General features: G+C 56.8%; 14 protein-coding genes. 11 read left to right on the plus strand and 3 right to left on the minus strand.

The features are described from left to right. The first annotated feature begins 208 nt into the window (after positions 1–208). Together hisC and NB063_RS00250 are read left to right on the plus strand one after the other, a co-directional pair. Positions 209–1,264 carry a histidinol-phosphate transaminase gene (hisC, locus tag NB063_RS00245; RefSeq protein ID WP_250926715.1) on the plus strand — a complete coding sequence of 352 codons (1,056 nt, stop codon included), beginning with the start codon at positions 209–211 and terminating at the stop codon, positions 1,262–1,264. Positions 1,265–2,704: 1,440 nt separating this feature from the next. Next, a complete protein-coding gene (locus tag NB063_RS00250; RefSeq protein ID WP_250926716.1) occupies positions 2,705–4,138 on the plus strand; it encodes a TonB-dependent receptor in 1,434 nt (477 codons plus the stop codon). A gap of 88 nt (positions 4,139–4,226) precedes the next feature. Here NB063_RS00250 and NB063_RS00255 read toward each other — a convergent pair whose 3' ends face one another. The 3 genes from NB063_RS00255 to corA form a co-directional block, all read right to left on the minus strand. Next, positions 4,227–5,474 carry an Nramp family divalent metal transporter gene (locus tag NB063_RS00255; protein WP_250926717.1) on the minus strand — a complete coding sequence of 416 codons (1,248 nt, stop codon included), beginning with the start codon at positions 5,472–5,474 and terminating at the stop codon, positions 4,227–4,229. Further along, positions 5,471–6,601, minus strand: a complete 1,131-nt coding sequence (locus tag NB063_RS00260) for a DUF2891 domain-containing protein (RefSeq protein WP_250926745.1) — start codon at positions 6,599–6,601, stop codon at positions 5,471–5,473. The genes NB063_RS00255 and NB063_RS00260 overlap by 4 nt, the downstream gene beginning before the upstream one ends. 232 nt (positions 6,602–6,833) lie before the next feature. Further along, positions 6,834–7,853, minus strand: a complete 1,020-nt coding sequence (gene corA, locus NB063_RS00265) for a magnesium/cobalt transporter CorA (protein ID WP_250926718.1) — start codon at positions 7,851–7,853, stop codon at positions 6,834–6,836. A gap of 290 nt (positions 7,854–8,143) precedes the next feature. Here corA and NB063_RS00270 point away from each other — a divergent pair, with 290 nt between their 5' ends. From NB063_RS00270 to NB063_RS00310, 9 genes are all read left to right on the plus strand, one after another. Further along, positions 8,144–9,538, plus strand: a complete 1,395-nt coding sequence (locus tag NB063_RS00270) for a radical SAM protein (RefSeq protein WP_250926719.1) — start codon at positions 8,144–8,146, stop codon at positions 9,536–9,538. A 235-nt stretch (positions 9,539–9,773) separates the two neighbouring features. Further along, positions 9,774–9,917: a hypothetical protein gene (locus NB063_RS00275; protein ID WP_250926720.1), complete on the plus strand. Its 144-nt coding sequence runs from the start codon at positions 9,774–9,776 to the stop codon at positions 9,915–9,917. Further along, positions 9,917–10,504, plus strand: a complete 588-nt coding sequence (gene hisB / locus NB063_RS00280) for an imidazoleglycerol-phosphate dehydratase HisB (RefSeq protein ID WP_250926721.1) — start codon at positions 9,917–9,919, stop codon at positions 10,502–10,504. Before NB063_RS00275 ends, hisB begins: the two co-directional genes overlap by 1 nt. A gap of 40 nt (positions 10,505–10,544) precedes the next feature. Continuing rightward, on the plus strand, positions 10,545–11,864 hold the full coding sequence (locus NB063_RS00285; RefSeq protein WP_250926722.1) for a PQQ-like beta-propeller repeat protein: 1,320 nt from the start codon (positions 10,545–10,547) through the stop codon (positions 11,862–11,864). Positions 11,865–12,134: 270 nt separating this feature from the next. Beyond that, entirely contained in the window at positions 12,135–12,623 is a 489-nt protein-coding gene (gene sufU, locus NB063_RS00290) for a Fe-S cluster assembly sulfur transfer protein SufU (protein WP_250926723.1), read from the plus strand. Then, the gene (locus tag NB063_RS00295) at positions 12,620–13,900 is read left to right on the plus strand and encodes an aminotransferase class V-fold PLP-dependent enzyme (protein ID WP_250926724.1); all 1,281 of its coding nucleotides are present in this window, start codon (positions 12,620–12,622) and stop codon (positions 13,898–13,900) included. The genes sufU and NB063_RS00295 overlap by 4 nt, the downstream gene beginning before the upstream one ends. Further along, positions 13,897–15,282, plus strand: a complete 1,386-nt coding sequence (gene xseA / locus NB063_RS00300; RefSeq protein WP_250926725.1) for an exodeoxyribonuclease VII large subunit — start codon at positions 13,897–13,899, stop codon at positions 15,280–15,282. The genes NB063_RS00295 and xseA overlap by 4 nt, the downstream gene beginning before the upstream one ends. Position 15,283: 1 nt before the next feature. Then, positions 15,284–16,300, plus strand: a complete 1,017-nt coding sequence (locus NB063_RS00305; protein WP_250926726.1) for a DMT family transporter — start codon at positions 15,284–15,286, stop codon at positions 16,298–16,300. Between the two features lie 173 nt (positions 16,301–16,473). Then, on the plus strand, positions 16,474–17,853 hold the full coding sequence (locus tag NB063_RS00310; protein WP_250926727.1) for an outer membrane protein assembly factor BamB family protein: 1,380 nt from the start codon (positions 16,474–16,476) through the stop codon (positions 17,851–17,853). Positions 17,854–17,888: the final 35 nt, after the last annotated feature.

Below are 17,888 nucleotides of genomic sequence, written 5' to 3' on the forward strand. Positions count from 1 at the left end.
GCGCTCTCGCTCGTGGCTACCTTAAAGCGACGTTCAGCTAATCTGTCGCTCATGCATCAGATTATGATTGCATCGATGAATTTTGAATCGCGATTGAATCAACAGATCGTTGACGAGTTTCGCTATTAATAACTGACCAAGCGTTGTCAGTCCTAAGCGGCGGTCGCCGTGATACCAGCCTCCATTCCTATTGCTACACAACACTCCTGTGCAATTCCGTCCCGCGCTCGCAGCGATGAAGCCGTACACCCCGGGGGAACAACCTCCGCCGGGCAAGTTCATCAAGCTCAACACGAACGAAAATCCGTTCCCTCCACCACCGGCAGTCGTTTCGGCGATCACCGCGGCCGCTTCGGGACCGCTCAATCGATATCCCGATCCGATGGCAACCAGTTTTCGCCGCGCCGCGGCGGACGCTCTCGGGCTGCCCGGCCCGGAATGGATCCTCGCGGGCAACGGCAGCGATGAGATCCTGACGATCCTTGTTCGCGGTTTTGTCGGTGAAGGTCAATCGCTGCGTTTGCCGTACCCGAGCTACATCTTGTACCGCACACTCGCGGACATCCAAGGCGCCTCGTGGGAGCAAGTTCCGTTCATTGACAACTGGCAATTGCCCGCTTCGTTCGGTGAATCTCGTGAAGACCTGCGACTCGTGCTGCTTCCCAACCCCAACAGCCCCAGTGGCACGATCGTTCCACCGCAGCAAGTCAGTGAACTCGCCGACTCGCTGGACTGCCCGCTGGTGATCGACGAAGCTTACGTGGACTTCGCTGAAGAAAATTGTTTGGAATTGGTCAAGCAAAACGAACGCGTGCTCGTGACCCGAACGCTGAGCAAATCCTACGGGTTGGCGGGCCTACGATTCGGATTCCTCGTCGCTCAACCACACGTGGTCGCGGAACTGACCAAGATCAAAGACAGCTACAACTGCGACATGATCTCGATCGCTGCGGCGACCGCCGCGATGCACAGCCAAGACTGGCTCGCCGAAAAAGTTGCCGTGTTGAATGTCACCCGCCAACGCCTAGCGGATGAACTTGCCGAGATGGGATTCGATGTCGTCCCGTCCCACGCCAACTTTGTCTGGTGCACACACCCGAGCGGCCAGCACAAAGCAATCTACGAGTTTTTGAAACGCAGCCAAATCCTCGTCCGCTACATGGAGTTCCCCGACTGGGGCGACGGACTGCGAATCAGCGTCGGCACCGACGAACAAATTGACGCTTGCCTGCTAATGATCCGCCGATTCCTCGATCAACTCTAACGAGCACGACTGCGCCCCAATCATTCAATTAGTGTGACCTGGGGGCAGAACGATTACGGCGATAGTTGCATCAACGGATCGTTTTTCAGCGGCAAACTACTTCTTCGTCTATTCAGAACGTGATGGGCTCGCGTCCTTCCGCCAAAAGACTTGGCGGAACGGCATGAACCGTCCAGTCCCACACCGAGCTTGAAGGCTGACTAAGCACGAGGGCTTCGTGCTTAGTACTCAACGTTGCAGTACTGGGAATACGAAATGTATCGAAGTCGCTCAAGCAGTGTGGAGTTGTTTTGGTCGGAAGCACCTATGTGAGGACGAGCGTTCTTTCATGAATGTCGCCAACATTCATCGAGTCGACCTGGAATCAGCGAGGCGACGGGGAGCCAAGCAACGAGCTAGGTTTGCTCCACTCGGCCGCCAAACCACCTGTCTCTTTAGCCCCCATTCACTACATCTTTACGTTTAGCTAGGCAACAAGGATGGTCGGCACCACTCACGCGGGGAGTTTCCGCGTCGTTTCGGAAGCTCGCGGCCGGAACAATCGAAAGCAGCGGTGAAAGCACTCATCGCACTCGTAGGCTCGTCCCACGAATAACAGGCGTTCGTACCAACGTCTTCTCACGCGAAGCAGATTTCCTGGGCATTTCGGGCATCTGTTTCTCGACATCTCAGAATCCTTGCATCAGTGAAGTGGGATACTCCATTAATTAGCGCTCACACAAGAAATGTCTACCAGCTATTTTTCCGATTAATTGGAATCACTCCCAGCGTCTCTCTAGGTTCCCCAATTGCAAAACCAACGGATGGCTGTTTGCCGTCTCGCTTGCGTACAAAATCTGAAGTCGACATGAATGCCGCCCCCATGCGACGCCAATGCACCGACGTCCTCAAAAAACCGTCGCGTCCGCCTTATTCGAATGCAATTCATTCTCGCCTCCGTGTACGGATAGGCGACAGTCTCGACACCACCCTTTTAGGGTGCCAAACGTTGTTTCTTTGTTCGATCTAGCGATGGCGCGATGCCGCATTCTGACACGGGTTGCGGGAGCGACCGGATGATTACACTCCCGTTTAACGCAATCGTTTCCTATTTGTCGCTCTGGCCCCACAGGTGCCCTCGGAGCAACCCGAGACTGCAATCGCGCTCACCACAAATCTCATACATCGGGCGGCAAACTTAACCAGCCGTTGACTCGTCCCGTTCGCCAGTCGATGCGCGCCAGAAGAGCAGTGTGCTTAATTTATTGGCGATTTTCGCGACACTTCAATCCACCAAGCTGTCCGCGTTTTTCCGTAAAGCCGTGCAAATCCACGTGTTTTGGGACACTGACTCGCGAAAAAGGAAATGGCTCACTGCTTGGCATAGGCATTGCTAACTCCGCACCTTGGTTCTGCGCCCGCAGTCCGCCTCGTCTACCTCTTGTCGGAAATCGCCCAGGCATGCAACGTCGCCTCCCCAGTCAATCTGAACGTGAACTGATTGACACCCACCAAAAATCGCTCGACGTCAATCTCGATTCCCGCCGCTATGGAACCTTTGCGGAAATTGGGGCCGGCCAAGAGGTCGTCCGCTGGTTCTTCCGTGTCGGCGGGGGCGCTGGAACGATCGCCAAGAGCATCTCGGCGTATGATATGACGGTCAGTGACGCGATCTACGGCCGCGCGTCGCGGTACGTGTGTCGCGAACGCTTGCAATCGATGCTCGACTACGAGCACAAACTCAACCTTGATCGTCTACGAGACGCCCGCGGCGACACGACCGCTTTTTTTGTTTTCGCCGACACGGTATCGGCCCGCAACTTTCACGGCACCAATGAATGCCACGGGTGGATGGGCATCAAATTCCAAGCCTACCCGCGGGATGATGACAGCCAGATCATCATTCACGTCCGCATGCTAGACAATGAAGCGGCGTTGCAACAAGAAGCGTTAGGAATCGTTGGTGTCAATCTGGTTCACGGTGCGTTGACCCTCAACCACGAACCGGAACTGCTCGTTGACTCGCTGCTCGATGGCTTGTCGACGTCGCGGATCGAGATCGACATGATCGAGTTTTCCGGAATCGTGTTTCGACATGTCGACAATCGCGCGATGAGTTTGAAACTCGTCGAACTGGGACTCTCCGGCGCAGCGATGTTCGCCGCCAACGGTGACGTTCTGCAGCCATCGGAATTCTTTTATCGCAAGCCGATCCTCGTTGAACGGGGCAGTTTTCGGCCCTTCTGCAACGTCAACCTGGACATGCTTCGTTGCGCCGAAGAGAAGTTTTCACAACTCCCGAGCGTGCAAGGAAAAGAGATTGTGCAGGTGATGGAGATCACGATGCGCAACTTGAAGGCGGCTGGCGAAGTGGACCTGCGTGACTTTTTGGCGCGTGCGGACGTGATGAGCTCTTACGGTTTGCCGGTGCTGATTTCCGACTACTTCGAATACTACCGCTTGGCCGCATACCTATCGCGATACACGAAAGAAAGCATCGCGATCACGATGGGTGCCGCAAGCCTCCAGGATTTGTTCGACGAGAAATACTACACGAAACTCGAAGGTGGCGTACTGGAATCATTCGGTCGGCTGTTCAAGAACGAACTGAAGATCTACTGCTACCCGTTACTTGACCAAGAGACGGGTGAGCTGATGACATGCAAAAACCTAAAGATCGCTCCTGAGCTACAGAAACTCTATGGCTATCTTTTCGATCGCGGCGGAATCAATGAACTCGACAACTATGATCCGGAGTGCCTGAAAGTGTTCTCGCGTGAAGTGCTACGCTTGATCAAAGTGGGCGACCCGACGTGGGAAAGCATGGTGCCTTCGGAAGTCGCAGACATCATCAAACGCAAAGCCTATTTCGGATACCAGCCTGCGTTGGTCTAGCAATTTTGGGGTCTAGCAATTTGGCGGGCGACATCCATATGGTACGGCGATGGAACATCGAACCGTCAAGATCACCGTCTCGTGCCGTTCAAAATAGTTTCAGGACGCCCGTGATCATGCGCCACAGTCCTAGGGCACCGATCAGCGACACGACGGTCCATGCAGCCGCGATGGACGGTGTCGACATTTCACGGTGATGCATCTTTGCTTGACGCTGGACGATCAGCAACATGATGATGGCGACGATGGGCAGCAGCAGGCCGTTTGCGACTTGCGCCGCCACAATCGTTGAAACGGGACTCGCATCCAAAAAGATGGCCGCCAGTGTTCCGACGAGCACAATCAAAATTGCGATGCCGCGAAATCTTCGCGAGTCCGTTTGCGTGGACCAGCCTAGACAACCGCACACGGCGTAGGCGGTTGCGAGCGGCGCCGTGATGGCACTGGTCAATCCGGCGGCAAACAGCCCCAACGCGAACGTGACTCCGCTTAAAGCGCCCAAGGTTGGGCGAAGCTGGATCGCGATTTGGTCAGGCGATGTCCAGGTGGTTCCTTGATCATGAAACGCGCTGCTGGCAGTCAGCATGATCGCCGCCGTTAACAGGCCACCGAGCGAAATGGAGAACACGGTATCGATGCGTGATGACCGCAGCGCCAAATTCCGCGGCGTGTCTTTCCAAGTCGTCGCCGATCGGCTCGCATGCAAAAACAAGTTGTACGGAACGATCGTCGTTCCGATCAAAGCGACGACTAGCGATAGATTCGCGGTGGTTACTTTTGGAACCAACATCCCTTTCAGAATTCGATCCGGTGCTGGTAATGCGATCGCGGCGGTAATTAAGAAGGCAAGGCTTAAGACGCATACCAAGACGACCAGAGTCCGCTGCAGCAACTTGTCTTTCCCGAATCCCATCAACGCGATGACGATCACCGCTAGAAGTGCTACCCAAATTTTTGCCGAGCCACCAAACAAACCTGTGACGCCGACCACAGCACCGGTTAGGTTTCCGGTCTGGTAGGCGGCATTTCCGAATCCGATCGCCAGCAAAATCAACGCGAGCGTTGGCAATAGCCACTTCGTCCCGAATAGCGTCGACCTGATCGCTTCACTCAGACCGCTCCCCGTTTCGATTCCCAACCGGGCCGCAAGCGACTGTAGCAAAATCGTTCCGACACTGGCCAGCAAGATCGTCCACAGCAGTTCACAGCCAAATTCAGTGCCTGCGCGACTCGCTGTGATGACCGTTCCAGGCCCAATGAAGGCGGCCGTGACCAGTAGACCTGGCCCGAGCGGCATCTTGCGCGGCGCCGAGTCTTCACCGCGATCTGCGGTCACTGCCCAGCCTCAGCGTCTTCGAGAGTGGAACCGGGTGTTAAGCCATGCTCGGTGATCGCGTAAAGTGCGAACGTCGCGAGCCAGTGGTCTCCTTCGTAGTGGCCGCTGTTGACGTACTTCATACCGGCTTGCAAATGCCGCCGAGCACTGGTCATCAGCGGTTCCTTCAGTTCATGATTGACGGGCAATGCGTTGGCGACGGCTCGCAAACACCACGCGCGATTCAAATTCAATCCGGCAAGATGGACCAGCTTGCCATCGGTGACGTCGGGCACTTCGACCGGCTCGATGGTCCCGTCGGTCAATTGTGCTTTGGCATTCGGAACGAAATCTCCTAGCCACTGAGCAAATTCGTCAGCGGGCAACACGCGTCTCATCAAATCCGCTTCATTCCAACACGACGAAAAGAAATCATGCCCGGAGGGCTCATAACGAACCGGATACCTTCGATCGCCGGAGTAGAACCTGTTTGCGGTTTGGGTCACTAAATCCGATAGATCGGGCTGGTCGAGAGCAGCGGCGTAGTCCAGCAACTGGCCCAACGCGAAACCGGTGTCGGTATGTTGGCCCACTCGGATCGGATACGAGAGCAGCGGCAGGTAAGCGTCAATACGCTGACGTAGCACAACTTCCAACGGACGCAAGTTTTCACGCCAACGAAGAGCATCGGTATCGTCCCACTCCTCCAGCTCCATCGCCAATCGCAGGAACCACGCCCATCCATACATGCGTTCAAAAGACTTGTGCTCGTCACGTTCAAAAAACGCCGCTTCGTGTACCAGGTTTTCTTTACTCAGGTGCTCATTGAGCGTTGCCCGAATACGCGGCGCGTTTGGTAAATCTGGCATCGAGCGTAGCAGTCGCACGAGAACCCAGTGTCCATGAACGCTGCTATGCCAATCAAAGCAACCATAGAACGCCGGAAAATGTTCCTTCGGTGTTTTGACTTGGCTGGCGTCGACGTATACCAACGACATCTTGTTTGGAAACTCGATGTCGATGTTCTTTAGCACCAATTCCGCCCAAGCGTTTGCTGTCTCAGCGGTGAGTTGATCAAAGTCCACTTGCGTTGGTAGATCGACGATTTCCTGAGCATCAACGCTTGGAACTAACGGCACCAGAAACATGATAAGACAAACGAGGCCAAAGCTTCGTCGCGATCGATGAGTCATCAAGCGGAACCTTTCTGTCGACATGCCGGAAATCAGTTTGACCTCTAAGGCTACCAAAATCACGCACGAGGACCAGTCTTCGTCAGCGACGAGTCACCGTGATGCGAAAATCGCATGACCAGAGAGACACTACGTTGTCAGCCACTCCCTAAACTTGTTCTTTCGGTTAGGCATGCGAAACGGCGTTTCAGAGCCAGCCGACTCGGCGAAACCATCGGTAGAGCAGCACGCAGCAGAGAAGCATGATCCCGAGGACGATGGGGTACCCCCACTCCATCTCGGTCTCGGGCATGTGTTTGAAATTCATGCCATAAAGCCCGGCGATCATGGTGGGAACGGCCAAGATTGCCGCCCAACCTGCGAGACGTTTCATATCATCGTTCTGCGAGACCGAGATCAAAGCCAAGTTGCTCTCGAGCGCCGTGTGCGAGAGTTGTTGAAGGTTGTCAATCAACTCGGCGATACGGCTGACATGATCGTGAACATCTTGAAAATACGGTTGCGACTCTGATGAGATCAGCTTTGAATCCATCCGGGTGAGGTGGGCCGACACATCACTGAGCGGGGTCACAGCATGCTTGAGCGCGAGCAGGTCTCGGCGGAGATGATAGATTCGGGCCGTAACGCTACGAACAAACTTGCCACTGAAGATATGATCTTCCAATTCATCGAGCTCGGCTTCCAACGCATCGAGCACGGGGAAGTATTGGTCAACGATGAAGTCCATCAACGCGTGCAACACAAACCCTTCGCCTTTAGCCAGCAACTTCGGCGTCGATTCGCATCGGGCACGCAGCCCCACATGAGATTGCAGCGATCCGTGTCGCACCGTAATGATGTAGCGTGGCCCTAGAAAGACATGAGTCTCCCCAAATTCGATCCGTTGCTCGCCGCTTTCACACAACCTCGCCGTACGCATGACCACAAACATCGAGTCATCGTAAACTTCCAATTTGGAACGCTGGTGGGCCGAGTGAGCATCTTCGATGGCCAAGTCGTGCAGCCCAAACGCATTCTGGATATGCGAGAGGACTTGCTCATTGGGCTCGTACAAGCCGACCCAAATAAAGCGGTCTGAATGCGCCCACGCGTCACCAAGATCGGGGATCGGAACGTCCGCAACACGCACCCCATTGTGGTAGGCCGCCGAATTGATCACGCATCGATGCGTTGGCGGAGGGGCGTCGGCAGCATTCTCTTTAGTCAAAACTGATTCCCGAATCGGTTACCGAATTTGCACGAAAAATTCCTCCGAGCACACCGCAGTCTACGAACGGCCACCCAAAGTGACAATCACCTTCTCAATGCTGGCATGCCGAACTGGCGACCACGCGTGCCCCATTCCGACATCTTGCGATGAATTGACGCAGGCACATCGATGGGATCGCCATGCCCGCGGCTCGTTGGTTTCGGTATTCTCACCCGGGTCTCATTAACACTCAGATACACCGGCCCAGACGGCAAACGAAACCGTCACCAGAAAATCAATTCCCCACCATGTCCCACTCCGCCTACGCCGAATCACAGTCCATCAACAATTGGATTGCTGCCACGGACGACCACGCTGACCATCACCTGAAGTTGGCCGAGCAAGTTCGATTGCTACTAAGCAATCCCACGGCGTTACCATCGGACGAAAGCCGCCAACTTGCCTCCAAACTCGAACGGTGGCGATATCAGCGATTCAACGAATGCGGCCATTCGCGCAACCGCATGGATGAATCAATATTAGATCAACTGGATCAATGGGCGAACCAATTACGCGGGACGAAACCGCGTTCACCTCGCCATGCTCGGCACGCGGTCAAAGCATCCTCCGCCGCGAACAATACAAACACACTGCTCAGCGAGTGGTTCGATCGTGAATGCGATCTCGAATCGTTAACGGCCATGGCGACTCAAGTCACCAGCGAGCATTTCTCGATTAAATCTGCCGACCTTCATAGTGATCTCGATCTACGTCGAATGCTTCTCTACGCGCCGTTGTATGTCTCAAGTCACTGCGTCAACCATTGTAGGTACTGTGGCTTTCAGTTCCCGCTAAAGATTGACCGCATTCATCTCAATCGAGATGAGGTCTTGCAACAATCACGCATTCTTCGCGAACGCGGTTTTCGGCATCAGCTGATCGTGGCGGGTGACTTCCCGCGTCTGACGTCGACTCCTTATTTCTGCGATCTGATCTCGATGCTTCGACAAGAAAACCTCGAACTCAGCATTGAGATCGCGGCGCAGTCAACCGACTCCTACACCGCCATGCGGGAAGCGGGCGTGAGCGGGGTGACGTTGTATCAAGAAACGTACGACGAGTCAGTTTATGAGCAGCTTCATTTGAAAGGCCCCAAAGCATCTTACCACTGGCGTCTTGAAGCTCCCGATCGCGTCGCGGAAGCCGGTATCGGTCGCATCGGGTTGGGCGTGTTGCTCGGGCTCGCCGATCCAGTCCAGGACGTTCGCGCGATGCTACGCCACGCGGGCTATCTGAAAGATCGCTTTCCTGACTTGAAACTGGCGTTCAGCTTGCCACGGATTCGTCACGCGCCCGAAGGCTACGAGATACCGTTCGACATTGACGACGAATTGCTGATACGGATGTACTGCATCTGCCGACTCGCTTTCCCCGATAGCGAATTGGTCCTATCGACACGCGAACCGGCCACACTGCGTGATCAGCTAAAGCGAATCTGCATCACCCAAATGAGTGCAGGCAGTTCGACCTCACCGGGCGGCTACAGCGATACAACCGATGTTGGGGCAGAAGCCGAGCACTCGCAGGGCGAGCAATTCCCGGTCGTCGATCAGCGTCCGGTGGAAACGATCGCCGCAGGGCTGAGGGACGACGGTTTTGAGGTCCGATGGACGTTTGGCCAGCCCGGAGCCGCTCTTTCCTAGACAATCGCCGGCTCGAAAGCGATCCGCGACGCAATTGGGGCTGTTGAGAGATACGGGCACGCGAGCGGAGGAGGCACACGAGTGGAGCGCATCCGCTCGTGAAGTCCGAGACCTCGCATTGGTGTAGGATTCTGCGTTAGAATCTCGGCGTTTTAAGACGATGCTTTCGAGTTCCCGCCACCGCCCCCCCATTCCCGGTCATTCATTCCCGCACCGCTCGTTCGCGATAATCTCCGTGATCCGCCTTGCACAAGCGACACAACGCTTTGAAATCGCAGGTATCGCCGACGGCATGGTGATTGACTCGGCACGTGAACATTTCACCGCCGCCAACGCTCCTTTTGTTCTCCTCTTCCTATCTCTTAACGATCCAGCCTGATGCCACGTACCGCCACGGTCGATCGCCAAACCGGCGAAACTCAAATCAAACTTTCTGTGAACCTCGATGGCTCCGGTGGAGGCAAACGCAACAGCGGCATCGGGTTCCTCGACCACATGTTAGACTTGTTCGCCAAGCACTCGTTGATCGATCTGGATGTTGACGCGACCGGCGATCTGCACGTTGACGATCACCATACGACCGAAGACATCGGGATTGCATTGGGAACCGCCATCGACAAGGCGTTGGGCAACCGGGCTGGCGTTCTTCGCTACGGTCACTTCACCCTGCCGATGGACGAATGCCTTGTCACGTCAGCGGTCGACATGGGCGGACGCTATGCGTTCGAATACCATGCCCCGATCGCAGCGTCTAAGATCGGTACGTTTGACAGTGAACTGGTTGAACATTTCTGGCAGTCGTTCGCCGCGAACGCGAAATGCAATCTGCACGTAGTCTTGCACCACGGGCGCAACGCCCACCACATTTCGGAATGCGTTTTTAAATCAACCGCCCGCGCGATCCGCATGGCGATTGAAAACGACCCACGTAGTGATGCGATTCCGAGCACCAAGGGTGTTCTGTAATCCTGGTTTCACCATCCCCAACTTTCCCGCGAGTCTGACCTTGATACGCACGCTTTTTCCTTCGATCGCTTGGCGTTTGTCTTTGCCGTGCGCCGTCCTGTGCGCCGTGTCGTTTGTCACCACGACGGCTCACGCCGATCCGACCGATTGGCCGCAGTGGCGGGGACCGCAGCGTGATGGACACGCCGCCCCTCAAAAGCTGGCGCAGTCCTGGGAAACGACGCCACCGAAATTGAAATGGGAAGCAGCCAACGTCGGGATCGGTTACAGCAGCATGTCGATTGCCGATGGCCGGCTGTACACGATGGGCTCGGACGACCAAAACTGTTTCGCCTGCTGTTTCGATTCCAAAACCGGCAGACGCCTCTGGAAGACCAACGTATCGCGTTCGGGAACGGGCTCGGACTACAACCGAGGATGGGGGGGCGGACCACGAAGCACTCCGACCGTCAACGGTAACCAGATCTTTGTGCTGACGGATACCGGCGTCGTCGCCGCAATTAAACGCGACACCGGCGACCTGATGTGGAAAGTCGACATCGTCGCCGACTACGGGGGCAAGATCCCAAAGTGGGGTTACAGCGAATCCGTTTTGATCGACGGCGATCGAGTGGTCGTCACCCCTGGGGGTAAAAAGTTCATGATCGCGTTGGATCGCCAAGCCGGTGAATTGCTGTGGAACTCCAACGGCGTCGATGCTCCGGCCCACTACGTATCAGCGGTCAAAGGCTCGTTCGCGGGAACCAACTATTACGTCACCGCATCGCAGATCGGCGTCGTCGCGTTTGATTGCAAAACCGGCGACAAATTGTTCGAAAACGGCTTGACCGGGAATGACACCGCCACCATCCCCACCCCGCTGCTGGTCGGCGAAAACAAGGTTTATCACACCAGTGCCTATGGTGCCGGAAACGCGTTGCTGCGGTTGACCGGCAGCGGCAATTCAATCAGCGCCGACGCGGTTTACCACAACGGCTTGAAGTCGATGGAAAATCATCACGGTGGCGTGGTCTTGGTCGACGGAGTGATCTACGGCTTCACCAAAGCTGACGGCGGCAACTGGATGGCCCAAGACCTCGAAACCGGCGAGACGCTATGGCAAGAGAAACTTCGCGGCAACAAGAGCGGCTCGATCGCCTACGCCGACGGCAGACTGTATTGCTACAACGATGGCGACGGCAGCATCATTTTGGTGCAACCGAGCCGCAACGAGTGGAAGCCGCTCGGACAGACGAAATTGCCTCGCGAAACAGACGTGCCGCGCGACCGTGGTGCGATCTGGGCTCACCCGGTGATCGCGAACCAAACCCTGTTTGTCCGTGACCAAGATTTGATCTTCGCGTTCGACATCAAACGTTAGTCTCGGCCTCGCGGCGGCCGCCCGACTTCGGCGTGCAGCGATCAAACCGCGTCGCGAGCGACGAGGCAAAACCCACCTCATAGTTTGAGGCCTGACCCCGACCTCCGAAAATCGGCCTGATCGGACGGCCCGGTGTTGCCCAGGTTGACTTCGGAGGCGTTCCTTTTTTTGACAACTCGCGTAGAGTGAAAGAGGGGGCGAGTTTTCATTTTTCGCTCGCCTCCACCCCAAATCACTCCACTTTCACCGCTACCCCACGTCTTAACGCCGATGCCCCACCCGCAGGACAGCAATAACGACCAGGATATTTACCAAGAGCACGTGTTGGATCACTACGAGGATCCCTACAACCGTGGCCATTTGGCATCCGCCACGCACGCTCACGACGGTAAAAATCCACTTTGCGGTGACAAGATTCACGTCGATTTACGGCTGGATTCTGACGGGCGTGTCGCCGAGGCATGGTTCGACGGGGACGGTTGCGTGATCAGTCAAGCGTCCGCATCGATGTTGCTCGAAGCGATCGAAGGCAAAACGATCGAAGAAGTCGAGAAATTTTCGGCGGAAGACATGCTCTCGCTGTTCGGGCCGCAATTGACGCCCAACCGGCAAAAATGCTGCCTGTTGAGCTGGAAAGTGTTGCAGGGCGCGCTGAAGCGGCCCGTCGGAACCGAGGCGGCCCCCAGCGTCACCGAAGACGATGACGAAGTGGAACCCAAGACGTCCTTCGGCGGCCCATCACTTGAGGAAGAGCAATGAGTTTGCTCGATACCGAATCGATCCGCCGTGACTTCCCCGTACTCAAGCGAAACGTCACCGGCGGCCAACCGCTGATCTATCTCGACAACGCCGCATCGACGCAGCGACCTCAAGCGGTCATCGATGCGATGGACGAGTGCTACCTGCACTATTACAGCAACGTGCACCGTGGTATCCACACGCTCAGTGAAGAGTCGACGCGTGCGTATGAATCGGCGCGAGAAACCACCCGTGAATTCTTGAACGCCGCGTCCGCCCGCGAAGTCATCTTCGCCGCCGGAACGACCGCCGCGATCAACACGGTTGCCCGCTCGTGGGGCGATGCCAACGTTTCCGCCGGTGACGTGATCCTGCTGTTGATCAGTGAACACCACGCCAACATCATCCCCTGGCATCAGCTCGCCGCGAGAACCGGGTGCCGCGTCGAGTTCATCCCGATCGACGAGAACTTTGAAATCAGTGACGAAACAGTCGCCGAGTATCTCGAACGATTTCGTCCAAAAATGTTCGCGTTCGCCGCGGCGAGCAACACGCTCGGCAGCGAGTATCCGGTGCAACGATGGACGTCGATGGCGAAACAGTACGGCGCGACCGTTCTGATCGATGCCGCACAAGCGGCACCTCATCATCAGATCGACGTGCAGCAATGGGATGCGGATTTCGTCGTCTTCAGTGGCCATAAGGTTTGCGGCCCCACGGGCATCGGTGTGCTCTATGGCAAGGAAGCGATGCTCGACGCGATGCCAGCGTTTCTGGGCGGTGGCGGCATGATCCTCAACGTCACCACGGAAGGTTTCACGACTCACGAATTGCCCGAAAAATTCGAAGCCGGAACGCCTCCGATCGTGGAAGCGATCGGATTGGCCGCCGCACTGAAATACCTCACCGCGATCGGCATGGAAAACATCCACGCTCACGAACGCATCCTCGGCGCGCGAACCGATGCGGGTCTTCGTGAAATCGACGGAGTCCGCGTGATCGGACCGACCGCCGACAAGAAAGGTGGCATCAACAGCTTCGTCATCGAAGGGGTGCATGCCCACGACGTTTCGCAGTTCCTCGACGGTCGTGGTGTTGCGGTGCGAGCGGGGCATCACTGCACCATGCCGCTGCATCAAGCGATCGGTGTGACCGCGACGGCGCGGGCGAGTTGTTACCTCTACAACACAACCGAAGAGGTCGATCAACTGCTCGCCGCGGTGGCCGATGTCCGTGCCAAGTTCGCCAGGTCGGGTCGGCGTCGCCGCTCACGACGACCGGTCGGCCCCAACGCATGACGGCTGACCAGCAACAGCTGCCGTTCGATTTTGGCGGCGGTGAGGACGGTGAGGACGCCGGCGATGACGGTCATGCGACACCCGCCGCGCCGAAAAAGGCCGGTGCGGCTCGCAAGAAAGCTGTTCGAAAAAAACGCGAACCCAAAGTCGAGAAAGGCTTGGTCGCTAAAAAACCTGCATCGACAGCCGAAGAGGCCCTCAGCATCAGCGAAGTGACGCTGCGGATCAAACAGGCCGTTGAGTCGTCATTGTCGAGCATGTGGGTCGCCGGTGAGATCACCGACATCGCCCGGCCACGCAGCGGACACTTGTACTTCACACTCAAAGACGAACGTTCGCAACTTCGCGGCGTGATGTGGCGCAGCACCGCCGAACGGTTGCCGTTTGAACTCGACGACGGCCAAAGCGTGCTGTGTTTCGGCGATATCGAAGTTTACGCCGCCCGCGGTACCGTTCAAATGGTGGTTCGGAAGTGCCAACCGCAAGGCATGGGTGCGTTGCAGCTGGCGTTGGCGCAATTGCAAGCGAAACTGGAATCGGAAGGGTTGTTCGCCATCGAGCGGAAACGCCGGCTGCCGCGGGTGCCACGCAAGATTGCGATCGTGACGAGTCCAACCGGAGCAGCGATCCGAGACTTTTTACAAGCCGCCGCATCACGCCACGCCGGGGTCGAAATCGTCCTGATTCCATCGAGCGTCCAAGGGCCGGGTAGCGTCGAGATGTTGATCGAGGGAATCGCGGCTGCCCACCGGCTCGACCCGCTCCCTGACGTGTTGATCGTTTCCCGTGGTGGAGGTTCGCTCGAGGATCTGTGGTCGTTCAATGAGGAACGGTTTGTTCGAGCACTCGCACGCTCGCGGATTCCGACCGTGTCCGCCGTCGGACACGAAATCGACGTGACGTTATCGGACCTCGTCGCTGACGTCCGCGCGTTGACGCCGACCGATGCGGCCATCCAAGTGTTACCCGACCGTGAAGTGTTGGTCGATGTCCTCGATGCACTCGACGGCGTGATGCGTCGATCGTTGTTCCGGCGGATCGATGCATCCAGACAACGGCTCGACTGGATCGAATCACGACCGATCTTCCGTAACCCGTTTGAACTCGTATTGAACCGCAGCCGCATCGTCGACGAACTCGACGAACGGGCTCGATCGGCGATGCGACGCCGATTGGAACAAAACGAAAGCCGTGTGAAACAACTCGCGGCAGCGGTTTCGGCATTGTCACCGCTCAGCGTTCTGTCTCGTGGATACAGCGTCACGCAAACCGAAGATGGAACGGTCGTTCGTAATGTCGGTGATGTCAACGCGGGACAAACGCTTCGTAGTCGAGTGTCGGACGGATTCATCGAGTCGACCGTGCAACGATCGAAACCGTAAAATGATCGAAACGCTGCCCTCCGAAACGGACGTGATGCCGGGGCTCCCCGAGCGGATGTACGGCTCGATCGTGACCCCCGGAATCGGATTGGGCACCGTGTGCGGATTACTCTCCGCCGTTTTTTACACGCTGGCAAACATCTCGCTGCGTCAGTCCGTTTCGGCAGATCCATTGCTAGTGACGGCGGTGAAAGCACTGCCGACAGTCGTTTGTCTGACCCCTTTTTTAGTCACGTTGAAACTGCGTGGTATCCCGATCACGACGAGTCGACACCTCGTCCCGCGATTCATTTGGATCTGCCTGATCGGCCAAGTCGGCGGCAACGCTTCGTTTCAAGTCGCGTTGGGCATGATCGGGTTGGCCGCCGCCGTGCCGATCACGCTCGGAGCGTTACTGATCGGCAGCGCGATCGTGGGCCGAATTCTGCTCGGCGAATCGGTGTTGCGGCGGACCGCGATCGCGATGGCGATTTTGATGGTGGCCGTCGTGATGCTATCGCAGTCCGGGCATCCCGATCCAGAAGCGGCGGGCGTTGTTGTTACCGACAACGCCGATGAACTCGCGTACCAGCGATGGATCGGTGCCGGGTTTGCCATTTTTTCGGGGCTGTGTTTCGCCGTCTTCAGTTCGACGATGCGATTCAACTTACAAAAGGGCATGCAAGCGGCGACGGCGATGTGGATCAGCGGCGGGGTCGGATTCACCGCGATGTTCGCGCTCGTAGCTTTTCGCGGAGGATTGGCAGATTTGGCACAGATGCCCGCGTCGCTTTGGTGGTCGATGATCGCGGCGGGCGTTTTTAATTTCATCGCTTTCATAGCGATCACGACGGCCATGAAAGTACTGCCCATCGTGGCCGTGCATCTGCTCAACGCGTCACAAGTCGCCATGGCCGCCATGGCGGGAGTGGTCTTGTTCGCCGAACCGGTTACGACGACGCTCGTGATCGGTATCGTGTTAACGATGCTCGGACTGCTGGTGCTCGCTCGCAGGCGACCATCTGTACAGCCCGGCTAGATTAAAGCTTGGATCGCACGGTAATGAGAATGCCGAATTTACGCTTCGCACCTTCGACGCCCGTTAAAAAGGGATTCAATCGCGATCCGCAATCGCTCGCTACTGGCGAGTGATCACTCCTTCCCCCACAATAGACCTTTCGTCTGTTGCCCCCGCCTTCCGTTGAAAGAGGAATGAATATGTTTATCGTGCCCGGCCGATTGATGGCTGCATGTTTGGTCGCATTTTCAGCCATGGGAACGTCCTCCTGTTTCGCGGTCGAAGCGACGGCGACTCGCACGCGGGGCGTGAGCAGTGACACGGCAGAGACAGACCAAAACGTGGTTTGGCCACAGTGGCGCGGCCCATCGCAACAGGGCGTATCGCTCGATGCGGAATTACCGGTCAAATGGAGCGAAGAAACTGCCCTACGGGTCGAGATCCCCGGATCAGGAGGTAGCACGCCGGTCGTCGTCGGAAACACGGCGTTTCTAACGAGCGGCGTGGACGGAAAGAACATGCTCTTCGCGATCGACCTCGAAGAACCACGAATCTCTTGGCAAGTCCCGATGGGTTCGGACCGTGGCAACAAACACCGCAAAGGCAGCGGCAGCAACCCGTCGCCGGTCACCGATGGCGAGCACGTTGTCGCCTACTTCCGTAGCGGCGATTTGGTATGCGTGAATCTGTCTGGCGAAATCGTTTGGCAACACAACCTGCAAGACAAATTCGGCGAAGATTCGCTGTGGTGGGACCTCGGCTCATCACCGCTGCTCGTTGATTCCATGGTCGTTATCCCCGTGATGCAAACCGGCCCGAGTTATCTCGTCGCGTTTGACGTCGCGAGCGGCGAAATGAAATGGAAGACCGATCGATCGACGGAAGCTCCCGAAGAAGCCGCTCAGAGTTACACGACTCCCCTCGCCGTTGAGATCAATGGCGAATCGGCGATCGCCGTCATGGGTGCCGACAACCTGACGATCAACCGCGCCTCCGACGGCAAAGAACTCGCCCGGCTCGGCGGATTCAACCCGGGCGGCGAAAAGTTCTTTCGATCAATCTCCTCACCGGTCGCCGACGGCAACCTGATTTTCTGCCCGTACTCGCGAGGAGCGACGCTTACTGCGGTGGACATGGAACAGTTGGTCGCCGGCAAAGGGAAAGACGCGATCGTTTGGTTCCGAGACGACGTCGGCAGCGATGTGCCCACGCCAGCGGCTCGTGACGGCGTCCTGTACGTCGTTTCCGACGGCAAACGTGACAAAGGAACGGTCTACGCACTTTCACAAAAAACCGGTGAAACTTTGTGGACCGTGCAATTACCCCGAACTCGCCAAAGTTACAGCAGTTCACCGCTGATCGCTGGGGATCGGCTGTACGTCACCGGCGAAGATGCTCGGACTTCCGTCATCGCTCCGTTGGGGGGAACCGAATCAGAAAACGGCGGGAAAGCAGAGCTTGTTTCGACCAATGAGGTCGCCGATACCCAGGAATACACGGTGTCGAGCCCGATCTCGCTGGGTGACCGACTGGCCCTGCGAACCAAAAACTTTTTGTACCTAATCGGTAACTAAAAAGACTCGGTTGGCCGTGATTTCGAATTCCCGGT

The sequence above is a fragment of the Aporhodopirellula aestuarii genome (assembly GCF_023701485.1).
Classification (GTDB): domain Bacteria; phylum Planctomycetota; class Planctomycetia; order Pirellulales; family Pirellulaceae; genus Rhodopirellula; species Rhodopirellula aestuarii.

Bases quoted from the DNA above. Each gene is read 5' to 3' on its own strand.
- NB063_RS00250 (WP_250926716.1), top strand. From the start codon at position 2,705: ATGCAACGTCGCCTCCCCAGTCAATCTGAACGTGAACTGATTGACACC.
- NB063_RS00260 (WP_250926745.1), bottom strand. From the start codon at position 6,601: ATGTTTCTGGTGCCGTTAGTTCCAAGCGTTGATGCTCAGGAAATCGTC.
- NB063_RS00270 (WP_250926719.1), top strand. From the start codon at position 8,144: ATGTCCCACTCCGCCTACGCCGAATCACAGTCCATCAACAATTGGATT.
- hisB (WP_250926721.1), top strand. From the start codon at position 9,917: ATGCCACGTACCGCCACGGTCGATCGCCAAACCGGCGAAACTCAAATC.
- sufU (WP_250926723.1), top strand. From the start codon at position 12,135: ATGCCCCACCCGCAGGACAGCAATAACGACCAGGATATTTACCAAGAG.
- NB063_RS00295 (WP_250926724.1), top strand. From the start codon at position 12,620: ATGAGTTTGCTCGATACCGAATCGATCCGCCGTGACTTCCCCGTACTC.
- xseA (WP_250926725.1), top strand. From the start codon at position 13,897: ATGACGGCTGACCAGCAACAGCTGCCGTTCGATTTTGGCGGCGGTGAG.
- NB063_RS00305 (WP_250926726.1), top strand. From the start codon at position 15,284: ATGATCGAAACGCTGCCCTCCGAAACGGACGTGATGCCGGGGCTCCCC.
- NB063_RS00310 (WP_250926727.1), top strand. From the start codon at position 16,474: ATGAATATGTTTATCGTGCCCGGCCGATTGATGGCTGCATGTTTGGTC.